This is a genomic window from Achromobacter sp. K91 (assembly GCF_003576205.1).
Classification (GTDB): domain Bacteria; phylum Pseudomonadota; class Gammaproteobacteria; order Burkholderiales; family Burkholderiaceae_B; genus Achromobacter; species Achromobacter aegrifaciens.
On the sequence record NZ_QWFB01000034.1, the window covers coordinates 1 to 13,319 of the forward strand.

Consider the following 13,319-nt stretch of genomic DNA (forward strand, 5'->3'; position numbering starts at 1 on the left):
AGATGTGTATAAGAGACAGTCCCAAGCCTGAGCCCGAGGCCCAGCCCAAGACCGAGGAAGTCGATCCCGAGATCGCGCTGCAGGAAGCCAAGAAAAAGCGCGAGCAAGAGGAAAAGGCACGCCAGGCCGCCGAAGCCGCCAAGGAAAAGGCGCGCCTCGACGAAGAACGCAAGCAGGCCGAACTGAAGGAAAAGAAGCGCCTGGAGCAGGAACGCCAGGCCGCTGAAAAGGCTGCTGCCGAAAAGGCCGCCGAGAAAGCCGCCGCCGACAAGGCTGCCGCCGAGAAGAAGGCCAAGGACGACGCTGCCAAGAAGGCCGCGGCGGAAAAGGCTGCCGCCGAAAAGGCCGCTGCCGAGAAGGCTGCGGAAGAAAAGGCTGAAAAGGCGGCTGCCGAGAAGGCTGCCGCCGAGAAGAAAGCCGCGGCCGAGAAGAAGGCCAAGGAAGAAGCCGCCAAGAAGGCCGCCGCCGACAAGGCGCTGAAGGATGCCTTCCGCAACGACGCCCTGGGCGCCGCCGGCATCCCCGGCGGCACGGCCGACCGCAATCAGGCGGGCGGCGGACGCGACAGCGGCTATGGCGCCAAGGTCCGCGCCTGCGTGCAACCCGGGGTGGCTTATCCGCCCCCGCCCCGCAGCGGATCGGAAAATCCCACGGCACAATACCGGGTACAGTTAGGTTCCGACGGGAAGGTCAACGGCGTCACCTTGACCAGTTCTTCGGGCAATGCCGGCTTCGACCGTGCGGTCGAGACGGGCATCCGCCGTTGCAACCCCTTCCCGAAGCCCTCGACGGGCCGCTACGAACCCATTATTGACGTTGTGTACAGAATGTATGATTGACAGGAGATTGATGAATATGACTCCCGCTTATAGCCGACGAGTACCCCCCCTCGCTCTCTGGCGATCGTATGGACTCGGGCTGCTGATGCTGGCCCTGGCCTGCCTGATGGCCATCAAGCCCGCCCATGCGCAGCTGCGCGTCGATATTTCCGGTACCGGCGCCACCCAATACCCCGTGGCCATCGCCGATTTTGCGGTCGACGACACCCATGGCCGCGCCCTGGCCGAAGTCATCCGCGCCGACCTGACCCGCACGGGCCAGTTCCGCCTGATCAACGCCGCCGGTTCCGGCCTGAACGTGGACTCCCCCATCGCCCATGACGACTGGCGCGGCAAGGGCGCCGATTTCATCGCCTACGGCAGCATCGTGCGCGGCGCCGACGGCCGCTACGACGTGCGCTACCGCCTGGCCGACACGGTCAAGAAGAGTCAGCTGGACGGCGTGGCGTTCTCGGGCACCGAGCAGGAACTGCGTCGCGTGGCGCACCAGATCGCCGACCGCATTTACGAGAAGATCACCGGCGTTAAGGGCGTTTTCTCGACCCGTATCGCGTACGTGCTGAAGAAGGGCGCCACCTACGAACTGCAGGTGGCAGACGCCGACGGACAGAACCCGCAGGTCGCCCTGCGTTCGCGCGAGCCCATCATTTCGCCGTCCTGGTCGCCCGATGGCTCCAAGCTCGCCTATGTGAGCTTCGAATCCGGCAAACCTGTCGTCTACGTGCACAATCTGGCAACCAGCGCCCGCTCGCCCGTCGCCAACTTCAAGGGCAACAACAGTGCGCCCGGCTGGTCGCCCGATGGCAGCAAGCTGGCGGTGGCTCTGACCCGCGATGGTTTGTCGCAAATTTACATCGTTGGCGCGACCGACGGCTCGAATCCGACCCGAGTTACGCGTTCTCCCGGGATTGACACCGAACCGAGCTTTACGCCAGACGGTGCTTCCATTATCTTTACGAGTGACCGCAGCGGCGGGCCGCAGATCTACCAGACCGGCTCGAGTGGTGGCGAAGCACGCCGCCTCACGTTTAATGGTGGTTACAACATATCACCCCGAATTTCCCCCGATGGATCGACGCTGCTGTACGTTGCAAGACGCGACGGCGCGTTTCGAATCGCATCGTTGAACCTGTCCTCAGGCTCCGAGACCTTGTTGACTGACGGTCGTGACGATCAGTCCCCGAGTTTTGCGCCGAATGGAATGCAAGTCCTCTACGCAGCCATCCAAAATGGCCGTAGCGTGCTTGCTGGTGTCTCGAGCGATGGCCGCGTACGGCAGACGCTTTCGGTACTGAATGGGGAAATACGTGAACCGACTTGGGGCCCATTTACCCGATAACACGTGTGACTCTCTTTGCAAAGGAACTATCATGAAGTCGCGCATTGCCAAAAGCCTAACCATCGCCGCTCTGGCTGCCGCCCTGGCAGCTTGCAGCTCCGTCCCTCTCGACGATAAAGCGGGTCAGGGCGGAGGCGCTGGCCAAGGATCCTCGGCCTCTGGCCAGATCCTTGATCCCTTCAACCCCCAAAGCATCCTGGCGCAACAGCGCTCGGTGTACTTTGACTTCGACAGCTACACGGTGTCGGACCAGTACCGCAGCTTGGTCGAAACCCACGCCAAGTACCTGGCCTCGCATCAGCAGCAGACCATCAAGATCGAAGGCAACACCGACGAACGCGGCGGCGCTGAATACAACCTGGCCCTGGGCCAGCGCCGTGCCGACGCTGTGCGCCGCATGATGACCCTGCTGGGCGTCAGCGACAACCAGATCGAAACCATCAGCTTCGGTAAAGAAAAGCCGAAGGCGACTGGCACGTCGGAAGCCGACTTCGCGGAAAACCGCCGCGCCGATATCGTTTATCGCCGCTAAGCTTTTTCGTATAGTCTAGAGCCCTACCACGCGTCGGGACGGTCAACCGGCCGTCCCGACGTTTGTTTTTATACCCGGGAATTTTCATGCGCGATAACGTTCTGTCCCTGCGTCCTCTGATTGCGGCCACCGGCCTGGTGCTTGCCGCCCTTGCGGCGCCCGCCCACGCTTTTTCCGACGATGAAGCCCGCCGGGCCATCCTGGACTTGCGCCAACAGGTGCAGCAGCAGAACGAACAAAGCCAGCGCGCCAAGCTGCAATTGGCCGACCAGATCCAGGCCTTGCAGCAGGAAGTCGCCCAACTGCGCGACCAGCTCGAACTGGTGTCGCGCCAGCAGCCCTCGGCCAAGCCGGGCGGCGCGGCGGGCAGCGCCAATCCGCCGGGGGCCTCCGCTGGCGATCCCCAGGAACAGGCCGCCTATGACGGCGCGATCGATCTGTTCCGCAAGGGCCAGTACAAGGAAGCGTCCGAATCGCTGGCCGCCTTCACCGCCCTGTACCCCGCCAGCCAGCTCGCGCCCAGCGCCCAGTTCTACCTGGGCAGCAGCCGCTATGCGCTGAAGGACTTCAAGGGCGCCATCGAGCAGTTGAACGCCATGGTGCAGAAGGCCCCGGACAACGCGCGCGCACCGGACGCCCTGCTGGTCATCGCCGGCAGCCAGATCGAAATGAACAACCGCGCCGGCGCCAAGACCACGCTGCAGCGCATCGTGCGCGACTACCCGACCACGCCGGCCGCCAACACGGCCAAGAGCCGTCTCCAGCTGCTGCAGTAATGCCGCCTGCCGCGAGCGCGGTTGCCGCTTACCAGCACATCCTGCGCCGCCGGGCAGGGCTTATCGCCCTGCTGCTGGCGGCGCTTTTCATTGCGCTGCTGGCCGACTTCACGGTCGGCCCTTCGGGCCTGCCCTGGGGCGAACTGTGGCAGACGCTCACGGCTCCCGCCGCGGCCGATCCAACCACACGCGTGATCGTGTGGGAGATCCGCCTGCCATCGGCGCTGATGGCGGCTCTGGTCGGCATGGCGCTGGGAATGGCGGGTGCGGAAATGCAGACCATCCTGAACAACCCGCTCGCCAGCCCGTTCACGCTGGGCGTGTCGTCCGCTGCGGCCTTTGGCGCCTCGCTGGCCATCGTGCTGCAGCTGGGCCTGCCCGGCGTCCCCGCCGGCTGGCTGGTGGCGGGCAACGCCTTCCTGTTTGCGCTGCTGGCGGCGCTGATGCTGGACGCCGTGACCCGCTGGGGCGGCATGAATACCTCGGGCGTGGTGCTGTTCGGCATCGCCATGCTGTTTACCTTCAATGCCCTGGTGTCGCTGGTGCAGTTCATGGCCAGCGCCGAGGCGCTGCAGAACCTGGTGTTCTGGACCATGGGCAGCCTGTCGCGTTCCAGCTGGACCACGGTCGGCGTGCTGGCTGCGGCCTTTGCAATGGCGCTGCCGCTGGCCATGCGCCAATCCTGGAAGCTGACCGCGCTGCGCCTGGGTGAAGACCGCGCCGCAAGCTTCGGCGTGGACGTGCGCCGCGTGCGCGTCGCGGCGCTGGCCCGGGTCAGCCTGCTGTCGGCGCTGGCCGTGGCTTTTGTCGGCACGATAGGCTTCATCGGGCTGGTCGCGCCGCACATTGCGCGGCGGCTGTTTGGCGAGGACCACCGGTTCTTCCTGCCGGGCAGCGCGCTGGTGGGCGCGGTGATCCTGTCGCTGGCGTCGATCGCCTCCAAGAACCTCATGCCGGGCGTGATCGTGCCGGTAGGCATCGTGACGGCACTGGTCGGCATACCCTTTTTTGCGTCGGTGGTGCTGCGCCGGCAGATGCCATGACCGCGCCGCGCACCGTTTCTGCAACGACGCTATCCGTGCGCGGCCTCACCGCCGGCTACGGACGCACGGACGTGCTGCATGCGCTGTCGATACCCGAGTTGGCCGCCGGCCAGGTGACCGCCCTGCTCGGCCCCAATGGCAGCGGCAAATCCACCCTGCTCAAGGCACTGGCGGGCCTGGTCCGCGTGCGCGCCGGCAACGTCACGCTGGACGGCCGCGACCTGCTGCGACAAAGCTTCGGCGAACGCGCGCGGCACGTGGTCTACCTGCCCCAGGGCCTGCCCGCCGCCGTGCACCTGCGGGTGTTCGAATCCGTGCTGGTGGCGGCCAAGGCCGGCGACGGCCTGGGTACGCCGGTGGACATGCACGCCATAGACCGGCTGCTGGAGCGCCTGGGCATTGCCCATCTGGCCTTGCAGTATCTGGATTCGCTGTCCGGCGGACAGAAGCAACTGGTGGGACTGGCGCAGGCCTTGATCCGCCATCCGCGCGTACTGCTGCTGGACGAGCCGCTTTCGGCGCTGGACCTGAACTACCAGTTCCACGTCATGCAACTGCTGCGGCAGGAAACCCAGGAGCACGGCCTGATCAGCGTCATCGTGCTGCACGACCTGAACGTGGCGCTGCAGCACGCCGACCGGGCCGTCATGATCCATGATGGCCGGCTGCACGCCGAGGGGCTGCCGGCGGATGTGATCACGCCGGCATCGCTGGCGGCGGTCTACGGGGTGGAAGGACGGGTGGAGGCCTGCTCGCGCGGCCTGCGGCAGGTGCTGATCGACGGGCTGCAAGTACACCCGCACTGAGCGCGAGACGGCGCGATGTCAGGCGCGCAGCGCCACGTCCACGACCGGCGCGCCGGTCATGTCCGCCAACTGCCGCGGCGTCAGGTTGAACACCGCGTGCGGATGCCCGGCGGCGGCCCACAGGCTGTCGTAGTTGAAGAGATCCGCGTCCAACAGCATCACCGGCTTGACCGCATGGCCGATGGGGCACACGCCGCCGATCGCGTAGCCGGTCATGTCGCGTACGAACTTCGCGTCCGCCTTGGCCAGCCCGCCCACCTGCGAGGCCACCTTGGCCTCGTCCACGCGGTTCGCGCCGCTGGCGATGACCAGCACCGGCGCGTCATCCGAGGCGCGCCGGAAGATGATGGACTTGGCGATCTGCGCAACCTCGCAGCCTAGCCCCGCCGCCGCTTCCGCCGAGGTCTTGCCGGTTTGCGGCAGGACGACCACGGGCTTGTCATGGCCCAGCTCCAGCAGCAGGCGCGCGACGCGCTGGGCGGATTCGGGCAAGGCGGCAAGGGACTCAGGCGACATCGGGGCGGCTCCGTGGAGTTGGGAAATCAGCGCGACCAGCGCGCCGAGGGATCGGAAAACGAGTTTATCAGCGCCGGCGCCCGGCGCCCGGCGCCTGCGGGCTAGAATGCGCTCCTGGCTTTCCCATCCGACACCCATGCGTTCCGAACCCGTCCTGCCCCTGCAAACCGCCCTGATCGGCGGCTACGCCTTGTCCTACACCGAGTACGGCAGCGGCGCGCCTCTGGTGCTGGTGCACGGTTCCCTGTCCGACTGCCGCTACTGGAAGTCGCAGATGGCGCCGTTGGGCAAGTCGTTCCGCGTGCTGGCGGTATGCCTGCGCCGCTACTGGCCCGAGACCTGGGATGGCGAGGGTGATGGCTTTTCGATCGAACAGCATGCCAGCGACGTGCTGGAGTTCATCGATACCGTGGCGGGCGAACCGGCCCATCTGGTGGGGCATTCCCGCGGCGGCCGCGTAGCGCTGGAAGCGGCGCTGCAGCAGCCCGGCGCGCTGCGCAGCCTGACCCTGGCCGACCCGGGCCTGCCCTTGCCTGGTGACGACGACCTGCGCGGCGGTTTTCGCCAGCGCGCGCTGGCGCTCATCCGCGACGGCGAGATCGAAGACGGCCTGGCGCTGTTCGTGGATACCGTGACTGGCCCCGACACCTGGCAACGCATGGTGCCGTGGTTCAAGGAGATGGTGCGCGACAACGTCGGCACGCTGTTCGGACAGGCCGAGGAGAAGCCCGAAGCGCTGACGCCGGCGCAGATCGGCACGCTGAAGCTGCCGACCCTGCTGATTGGCGGCGCGCTCAGCCCTGCCCCCTACCCGGCCGTGCTGGACGCGTTGTCGCAATGGCTGCCGCAGGCGCAGCGGGTGACGATCACGGGATCGTCGCATGGCATGAACTTGGGCAATCCGCGCGCCTTCAACGGCGCCATCGAAGCCTTCATCAACGGCTGACGCCGGATCTGCCCGGCCGCAGCGCACGCCTCAGGGTTCGACCGAAGGCGTGTGCTTCAAGCGCCGCAACACAAAGGTGGATCGGCTGTGCCGCACGCCGCGCAGCTTGTAGAGCCGCTTGCGCAGGAATTCCTCGTAGCCTTCGGTCCCCGCCACCGCCACCTTGATCAGATAGTCGTACTCGCCCGTCACGAGAAAGGCCTCGACCACTTCCGGCAGCCGCGTGATCTCTTCGCCAAAGCGCGCCAGCGTGTCGTCGTCGTGATGTTCCAGCGTCACCTCGATCATGACGGTGTCCGGCAGGCCCAGCGCTTTCTGGTTCAAGAGGGCCGCGTAGCCTTCGATCACGCCCGCCTCTTCCAGGGCCTTGACCCGGTTCCAGCAGGGCGTGGGCGACAGCCCCACCTGCTCGGCCAGCTTCAGGTTGGTGAGGCGTCCGTCGGCGCGTAGCGCGCGCAGGATCTTGCGGTCGGTTTCGTCGATTTTGGGCGATGCGGGCATGATGGACGGATAACGAAGATATTTTCCCTTCAAAAACTAATTCTACAAGACAACTATTCTCCAGATTCCCCAAATATGGCGTGAATCAGGAAACCTATTTTGCCCTCCTGCCCGTAGACTCTCCTGCAAGACGGTCACCTATCCCGCCCGTCCGATTTCGGCGTCCACGCTGCGGCATAACCCGGCGCAGGCGCCGGCAGTATCAACGCAGCACGCCGCGCGCCGATCCGCGCGGCAGGAAACCATGTCTCTCGCAGCAGCAGCACCCGCAAGATCCGGCCTGGGCCTGTCCGGCACCGCCATGCTTTTCGCCGCTCCGGCGCTATTCGCCTCCAACATGGTGGCGGCCCGCTGGGCCCATGATGCCAACCTCCCTCCTGTTTTTCTGGCCTTCGGCCGCTGGCTGATCGCCCTGCTGATCCTGCTGCCGCTTGCCGCGCCCGCCCTGCGCGCGCACCGCAAGACCTTGTGGCGCGCCCTGCCGTCGCTGGCGCCGCTGGCAGTGCTGGGCATGGGCGTGGCCGTGGCACCGCAGTACATCGGCGCCCAGAACACCAGCGCGACCAATATCGCCCTGATCTTTTCGTGCAGCCCTATCCTGGTGGCGCTGCTGGAAGCCATCATCTGGCGCAAGCCGCTGTCCGCCCTGCGCGGCGCGGGCCTGGCGCTGGCCCTGGGCGGCGTGCTGGTGGTGCTGGCGCGCGGCGATGCGCAGACGCTGGCCCGCCTGGATTTCGGCCAGGGCGACCTCTGGGTGCTGCTGGCCGCCACCGGCTGGGCCTTCTACACCGTGCTGCAAAAGCGGCTGAGTCTGCCCGCGGTGCCGGACAGCGCCCGGCTGGCGGCCATGATGCTGGGCGGCGTGCTGGCCCTGGCGCCCTTTGCCGCGATCGAGGCCGCGGCCGGCGCCACGCCGCCCTGGGGCGATCCGCGGCTGGCCGCGATGCTGCTGTTCCTGGCGGTGGTGCCCAGCCTGGGCGCGTACTACGTGTACGGCCGCCTGATCAGCCAGGCGGGGCCAGCCACGGCGGGGCTGTCGATGTTCCTGGTGCCGGTCTATGCCGCGCTGCTGGCCTGGCCGCTGCTGGGCGAGGCCCCGCAGCTGTTCCATGCCTACGGCTTCGTGATGATTCTGCTGGGCGTGAAACTGGCCTCGTCGCGCATGCGCGCGGCGGCGGCCACGGCCGCCGCCCCAGCCTGACGCTGACTCAGCGGCCCGAGCCCTGGGCCGCCATCACTTCCTGCGCCACCTGGCGCGGCGCCTCGGCATAGTGCTTGAACTCCATGCTGTAGGTCGCGCGCCCCTGGGTCAGCGACCGCAGCGAGGTGGAGTACCCGAACATTTCGGCCAGCGGCACTTCGGCGCGCACCAGCTTGCCGCCGCCCCCCGCGATGTCCTCCATGCCCTGCACCATGCCGCGCCGCGAGGACAAGTCGCCCATGACGTTGCCGGTGAAGTCTTCGGGCGTTTCCACCTCGACCTGCATCATGGGTTCCAGCAGCACCGGATCGGCGCGGCGCATGCCTTCCTTGAAGGCCATCGAGCCCGCCATCTTGAAGGCGTTCTCGTTCGAGTCCACGTCGTGGTACGAACCGAAGAACAGCGTCGCCTTCACATCCACCACGGGGTAGCCCGCCAATATGCCGGCGTTCAGCGCTTCGCGTATGCCCTTGTCGACCGCCGGAATGAACTCGCGCGGCACCACGCCGCCCTTGATGGCGTCGACGAATTCATAGCCCTTGCCGGGCTCCTGCGGCTCAAGCTTGAGCACCACATGACCGTACTGACCGCGGCCGCCCGATTGCTTGACGAACTTGCCCTCGACCTCGTTGCAGGTCTTGCGTATGGTCTCGCGGTACGCGACCTGGGGCTTGCCCACCGTGGCCTCGACGCCGAACTCGCGCTTCATGCGATCGACCAGGATCTCCAGGTGCAGCTCGCCCATGCCGGAAATGATGGTCTGTCCGGACTCTTCATCCGTGCGCACGCGGAAGGACGGATCCTCCTGCGCCAGGCGGCCCAGCGCGATGCCCATTTTTTCCTGGTCTGCCTTGGTCTTGGGTTCCACCGCCTGCGAAATGACGGGCTCCGGAAAGACCATGCGCTCCAGAATGATGATGTGGGCCGGGTCGGTCAGCGTGTCGCCGGTAGTGACGTCCTTGATGCCCACCGCCGCGGCGATGTCGCCCGCGTAGACCTCGGTGATTTCGCGCCGTTCATTGGCGTGCATCTGCAGGATGCGCCCCAGGCGTTCCCGCTTTTCCTTGATGGGATTGAAGACGGAGTCGCCCGACTTCACGACGCCGGAATAGACGCGGAAGAACACCAGCTGGCCGACGAAGGGGTCGGTCATGATCTTGAAGGCCAGCGCCGAGAACGGTTCGTTGTCGGTGGGATGCCGTTCGATTTCGTGGTCGCGCTGGTCATGGCCCTTGATCGCAGGCACGTCCACCGGCGAAGGCATGTAGTCGATGACCGCATCCAGCATGGCCTGCACGCCCTTGTTCTTGAACGCGCTGCCACAGAGCATGGGGACGATTTCGTTGGCGATGGTGCGCATGCGCAGACCCTGCTTGATCTCGTCTTCGGTCAAGGGTTCGCCCGACAGGTATTTTTCCAGCAGGGTTTCGTTGGCTTCGGCCGCCTTCTCCACCATCTTGTCGTGCCATTCCTGGGCCTGCGCCTGCATTGCGGCGGGAATGTCGCGGTACTCGAAGCGCACGCCCTGGCTGGCCTCGTCCCAGATGATGGCCTTCATCTTGACCAGGTCGATCACGCCTTCGAAATGGTCCTCGGCGCCCACCGGCAGCTGGATGGGCACGGCGTCGCCCTTCAGGCGCTCGGCGATCTGCCGCTGCACGCGCAGGAAGTCCGCGCCGACACGGTCCATCTTGTTGACGAAGGCCAGCCTCGGCACCTTGTACTTGTTGGCCTGGCGCCAGACGGTTTCCGACTGCGGCTGCACGCCGCCCACGGCGTCGTAGACCATGACCGCGCCATCCAGCACGCGCATGGAGCGTTCTACCTCGATGGTGAAATCGACGTGGCCCGGCGTGTCGATGATGTTGATGCGGTGTTCGGGATAATTGCCCGCCATGCCCTTCCAGAAGGCGGTGGTGGCGGCCGACGTGATGGTGATGCCGCGCTCTTGTTCCTGCTCCATCCAGTCCATCACGGCGGCGCCGTCGTGCACCTCGCCGATCTTGTGGGTGATGCCGGTATAGAAGAGGATGCGCTCGGTGGTCGTCGTCTTGCCCGCGTCGATGTGGGCGCTGATGCCGATATTGCGGTAAAGCTCGATACGCGTCTTGCGAGTCATGGCCTCTTCCCTTGCAGTGAACTACCGGGCGAAGACGGCAAGCCCGACCGGGCCTTGCCGCGGCGGGCGCCATGCCGCGTAGGGTGCTTGAGAATCGCGGAACCGCGCCCGCACTGATGCGTAAATATTACGCGCGGCGCGCCAGGAAACAAGCCTAGTCCCTGCAAAGGCCAAGGATAAAAAAAGCCCCTCCAGCGGGAGGGGCTCGGTAGCCATGCACCAGCCTGGGGCAGCTCCGTAGAGCATTCCGCGGCGGTCGATGCGACAGGCTACTTCTTTTCTTCCTTGACGCGATACACCAGCACTGCCGTGCTGGCCAGCGACAGGACCTTGGCGGTGACGCTGCCCAGCAGCAGGCGCGACAGGCCGCTGCGGCCGTGGCTGCCGATGAAGATCAGGTCGCAGCCGGCGTCGGCGGCGGCTTGCACGATGCCGTCGGCAACGTTGAAGTTCGACACGGCGCGCGACTCGGACTTCACGCCAGCGGTGTCGGCGCGGTCGGTGATCTGCTTGAGGTACTTGTCGGCCTGCTCGGCGGAGGCCTTTTCGTAGTCTTCGTCGGTGATGGCGTAAGCGGCAGCCATGCCGTCAAAACCGATCGTTGCCGCGAAAGGCTGGGTCACGTAGAGCGCGACGACTTCAGCGCCCACGGAACGCGCAAAGCAAATGCCGGCATTGGCGGCTTGGGCCGAGAGCGGAGAACCGTCGGTGGGAATCAGGATCTTCTTGAACATCTTGCCTGCTCCTGTTTGTGAGGTACCTCCATGCTACCGGAAACGCGCCAGGTTCACATCAACCGAACCCGGCGCGCCTTGATGCGCGTCAAGCCTGCGTTCAACCCAGCTGCTGGGCGGCGGCGAACAGATTGGTGCAGCGGGTGCCGGTGCGGCAGTACGCCAGGACCGGGCCGGGCAGCGTGCGCAACAGCTCGGCGAAACGCACCACGTCGGCGGCGGTCATGGCGCTGCCCACGACGGGCTGGTATTCGATCTGCAGGCCGGCGGCCAGGGCAGCCTTGGACACGTCTGCGGCGGTGGGCTGGTCCGGGCCGCCTTCGAAATCGGGACGGTTGATGATCACGCTCTTGTAGCCGGCGGCGGCGACGTCCGCCATGTCGTCCGGGCCGAGCTGGGGCGCGACGGCGAAATTCTGGGTCAGGGGTTTGATGGGTGCGGACATGGCGGTTCCTTCAATGGCTTCAAAGAGACAGCTTTCTATTATTGATTGCTGGAGACGTTTTGCGCGAAGATTTTTTCCAGATCGGTCCAGACGCCCCGATGATCGGCGATCGTGACCGAAAAGCGCAGCATCGTCGACGGCGCCTGGGACGGGGAAAACAGCGTGCCCGGCGCCAGCAGCATGCCGTGGTCGGCCGCCACGCGCGCCAGCGCCTCGGTATCGCGACCGTAGTCGGCCCAGACGAACATGCCGGCGTGCGGCTCGTGATGCACCGTCAAGCCCAGTTTCAGCAGTCCTTTCAGGCACCGCTGGCGGGCATCGTCCACCCGCAGGCGCACGCGCTCGATGTGGCGGCGGTACTGCCCTTCCATCAGCACCCGGTGGATCACCCGCTCGCCGAGTTCGGGCGAGGTCAGGCCGGCCAGCATCTTCAGGTCGGCGAGCTTCTGCAGGATCTCGGGATTCGCGGCCAGATAGCCCACCCGCAGGCTGGCCGCCAGCATCTTGGAATAGCCGCCCACCAGGATCACCCGCTTCAGGCGGTCCAGCGCGGCCAGCTTCATGGCGCCGCCTGGATGCAGTTCGCCGTAGGTGTCGTCCTCGACCACCAGGAAATCGTGGCGTTCGGCGATGCGCAGGATGTCGTAGGCGGCGCCGGCCGACAGCGTGTGGCCGGTGGGGTTGTGCACCGAACCGTTGATGATGAAGAGCTTGGGCTTGTGCTGGGCCGCCAGCTGTTCGAGCAGCGCCGTGTCGGGGCCGTCCGGGCCGCGCGGCACGCCGATCAGGCGCGCGCCGAAGGCGGCCAGCCGGCCGAAGATGACGAACCATGCCGGGTCTTCGACCAGTACGGTGTCGCCCGGTTTGACCAGGTGCCGCGCGATCAGGTCCAGCCCGTGCGTGACGCCGTTGGTCGTGAGCAGATTGAGTTCCGGATGCGCAGGCACGCCGTCGTTCTGCAGGAAGGCGGCGATCTGCTGGCGCAAGGGGCCGAAGCCCTGGGGATGCCCATAGCTGACCAGATGGCCGCGTACGGAGCGGCCCACGGCGCGCACCGCGCCTGCCACCATCTCGGGGTCCAGCCAGTCCGCGGGCAGCAGTCCCGCGCCGCCGGGCATGCCTGAAGGATTGGTGTCGCGGAACATGCTGCGCAGCAGCCAGGCGACGTCGATCCGCGCAGGCGGCGTGAACGCCGCGGGCGCCGCGCTGGCCACGGCGGCCAGTTGCCCGCTGCGCGCCCGTACGAAGAATCCCGCGCCGCGCCGCGACTGCACCAGGCCGCGGGCCACCAGGCGGTCGTAGGCCTCGACCACGGTGAAGCGGCTGACGCCCGACTGTTCGGCCATCTTGCGGATCGACGGCAGGCGGGTGCCGGGCCGCAGGCCCTGTTCATCGATGCGGCGCGCCAGCCCGTCGGCCAATTGCGCCACCAGGGTGGCGTCGGCCTGGCGCACGGGCTGCCAAGGCATGGAGGCGGTCGCGGCGGAAGCAACTGTCATGGGGATTTCACCAGGCCAGTGAT

14 protein-coding genes are annotated in these 13,319 nt (G+C 66.4%); 8 read left to right on the forward strand and 6 right to left on the reverse strand.

Translation table 11 applies throughout. From position 1 onward, the window contains the following. The 6 genes from tolA to DXK93_RS17030 all read left to right on the forward strand — a co-directional run. A partial coding sequence (tolA, locus tag DXK93_RS17005; RefSeq protein WP_119450673.1) for a cell envelope integrity protein TolA occupies positions 1-839 on the forward strand: 839 nt, incomplete at its 5' end. 16 nt (positions 840-855) lie between these two features. After that, positions 856-2,178, forward strand: coding sequence for a Tol-Pal system beta propeller repeat protein TolB (gene tolB, locus DXK93_RS17010; RefSeq protein ID WP_054458554.1), 1,323 nt, complete (start codon positions 856-858; stop codon positions 2,176-2,178). Between the two features lie 31 nt (positions 2,179-2,209). Then, positions 2,210-2,710: a peptidoglycan-associated lipoprotein Pal gene (gene pal, locus DXK93_RS17015; RefSeq protein ID WP_042796384.1), complete on the forward strand. Its 501-nt coding sequence runs from the start codon at positions 2,210-2,212 to the stop codon at positions 2,708-2,710. An 86-nt stretch (positions 2,711-2,796) separates the two neighbouring features. After that, positions 2,797-3,486: a tol-pal system protein YbgF gene (gene ybgF / locus DXK93_RS17020; protein ID WP_054458506.1), complete on the forward strand. Its 690-nt coding sequence runs from the start codon at positions 2,797-2,799 to the stop codon at positions 3,484-3,486. Next, complete coding sequence (locus DXK93_RS17025; RefSeq protein ID WP_054458504.1) at positions 3,486-4,529, forward strand: iron ABC transporter permease; 1,044 nt, start codon at positions 3,486-3,488, stop codon at positions 4,527-4,529. Before ybgF ends, DXK93_RS17025 begins: the two co-directional genes overlap by 1 nt. Next, positions 4,526-5,335: an ABC transporter ATP-binding protein gene (locus tag DXK93_RS17030; protein ID WP_119450675.1), complete on the forward strand. Its 810-nt coding sequence runs from the start codon at positions 4,526-4,528 to the stop codon at positions 5,333-5,335. Before DXK93_RS17025 ends, DXK93_RS17030 begins: the two co-directional genes overlap by 4 nt. Positions 5,336-5,353: 18 nt before the next feature. Here the strand turns inward: DXK93_RS17030 and DXK93_RS17035 are convergent, their stop codons facing one another. Next, positions 5,354-5,851, reverse strand: a complete 498-nt coding sequence (locus DXK93_RS17035) for a YbaK/EbsC family protein (protein ID WP_054458501.1) — start codon at positions 5,849-5,851, stop codon at positions 5,354-5,356. Between the two features lie 136 nt (positions 5,852-5,987). Between DXK93_RS17035 and DXK93_RS17040 the strand changes: the two genes are divergently transcribed. Continuing rightward, positions 5,988-6,797 (forward strand): alpha/beta fold hydrolase, encoded by an 810-nt coding sequence (locus DXK93_RS17040; protein WP_054458499.1) that lies wholly within the window; start codon positions 5,988-5,990, stop codon positions 6,795-6,797. 30 nt (positions 6,798-6,827) lie between these two features. Here DXK93_RS17040 and DXK93_RS17045 read toward each other — a convergent pair whose 3' ends face one another. After that, positions 6,828-7,298: an Lrp/AsnC family transcriptional regulator gene (locus DXK93_RS17045; protein ID WP_054458496.1), complete on the reverse strand. Its 471-nt coding sequence runs from the start codon at positions 7,296-7,298 to the stop codon at positions 6,828-6,830. 244 nt (positions 7,299-7,542) lie between these two features. On the opposite strand from DXK93_RS17045, the gene DXK93_RS17050 reads away from it, so the two are divergent. Further along, a complete protein-coding gene (locus tag DXK93_RS17050) occupies positions 7,543-8,499 on the forward strand; it encodes a DMT family transporter (RefSeq protein WP_233564558.1) in 957 nt (318 codons plus the stop codon). A 7-nt stretch (positions 8,500-8,506) separates the two neighbouring features. Here the strand turns inward: DXK93_RS17050 and fusA are convergent, their stop codons facing one another. The 4 genes from fusA to DXK93_RS17070 form a co-directional block, all read right to left on the reverse strand. Further along, positions 8,507-10,618, reverse strand: a complete 2,112-nt coding sequence (gene fusA, locus DXK93_RS17055) for an elongation factor G (protein WP_054458492.1) — start codon at positions 10,616-10,618, stop codon at positions 8,507-8,509. Positions 10,619-10,887: 269 nt separating this feature from the next. After that, on the reverse strand, positions 10,888-11,352 hold the full coding sequence (locus DXK93_RS17060; protein ID WP_013391481.1) for a universal stress protein: 465 nt from the start codon (positions 11,350-11,352) through the stop codon (positions 10,888-10,890). A 100-nt stretch (positions 11,353-11,452) separates the two neighbouring features. Beyond that, positions 11,453-11,797 carry a TIGR01244 family sulfur transferase gene (locus DXK93_RS17065; RefSeq protein ID WP_042796377.1) on the reverse strand — a complete coding sequence of 115 codons (345 nt, stop codon included), beginning with the start codon at positions 11,795-11,797 and terminating at the stop codon, positions 11,453-11,455. 38 nt (positions 11,798-11,835) lie between these two features. After that, positions 11,836-13,296: a PLP-dependent aminotransferase family protein gene (locus tag DXK93_RS17070; protein ID WP_054458490.1), complete on the reverse strand. Its 1,461-nt coding sequence runs from the start codon at positions 13,294-13,296 to the stop codon at positions 11,836-11,838. Positions 13,297-13,319 lie beyond the last annotated feature (23 nt).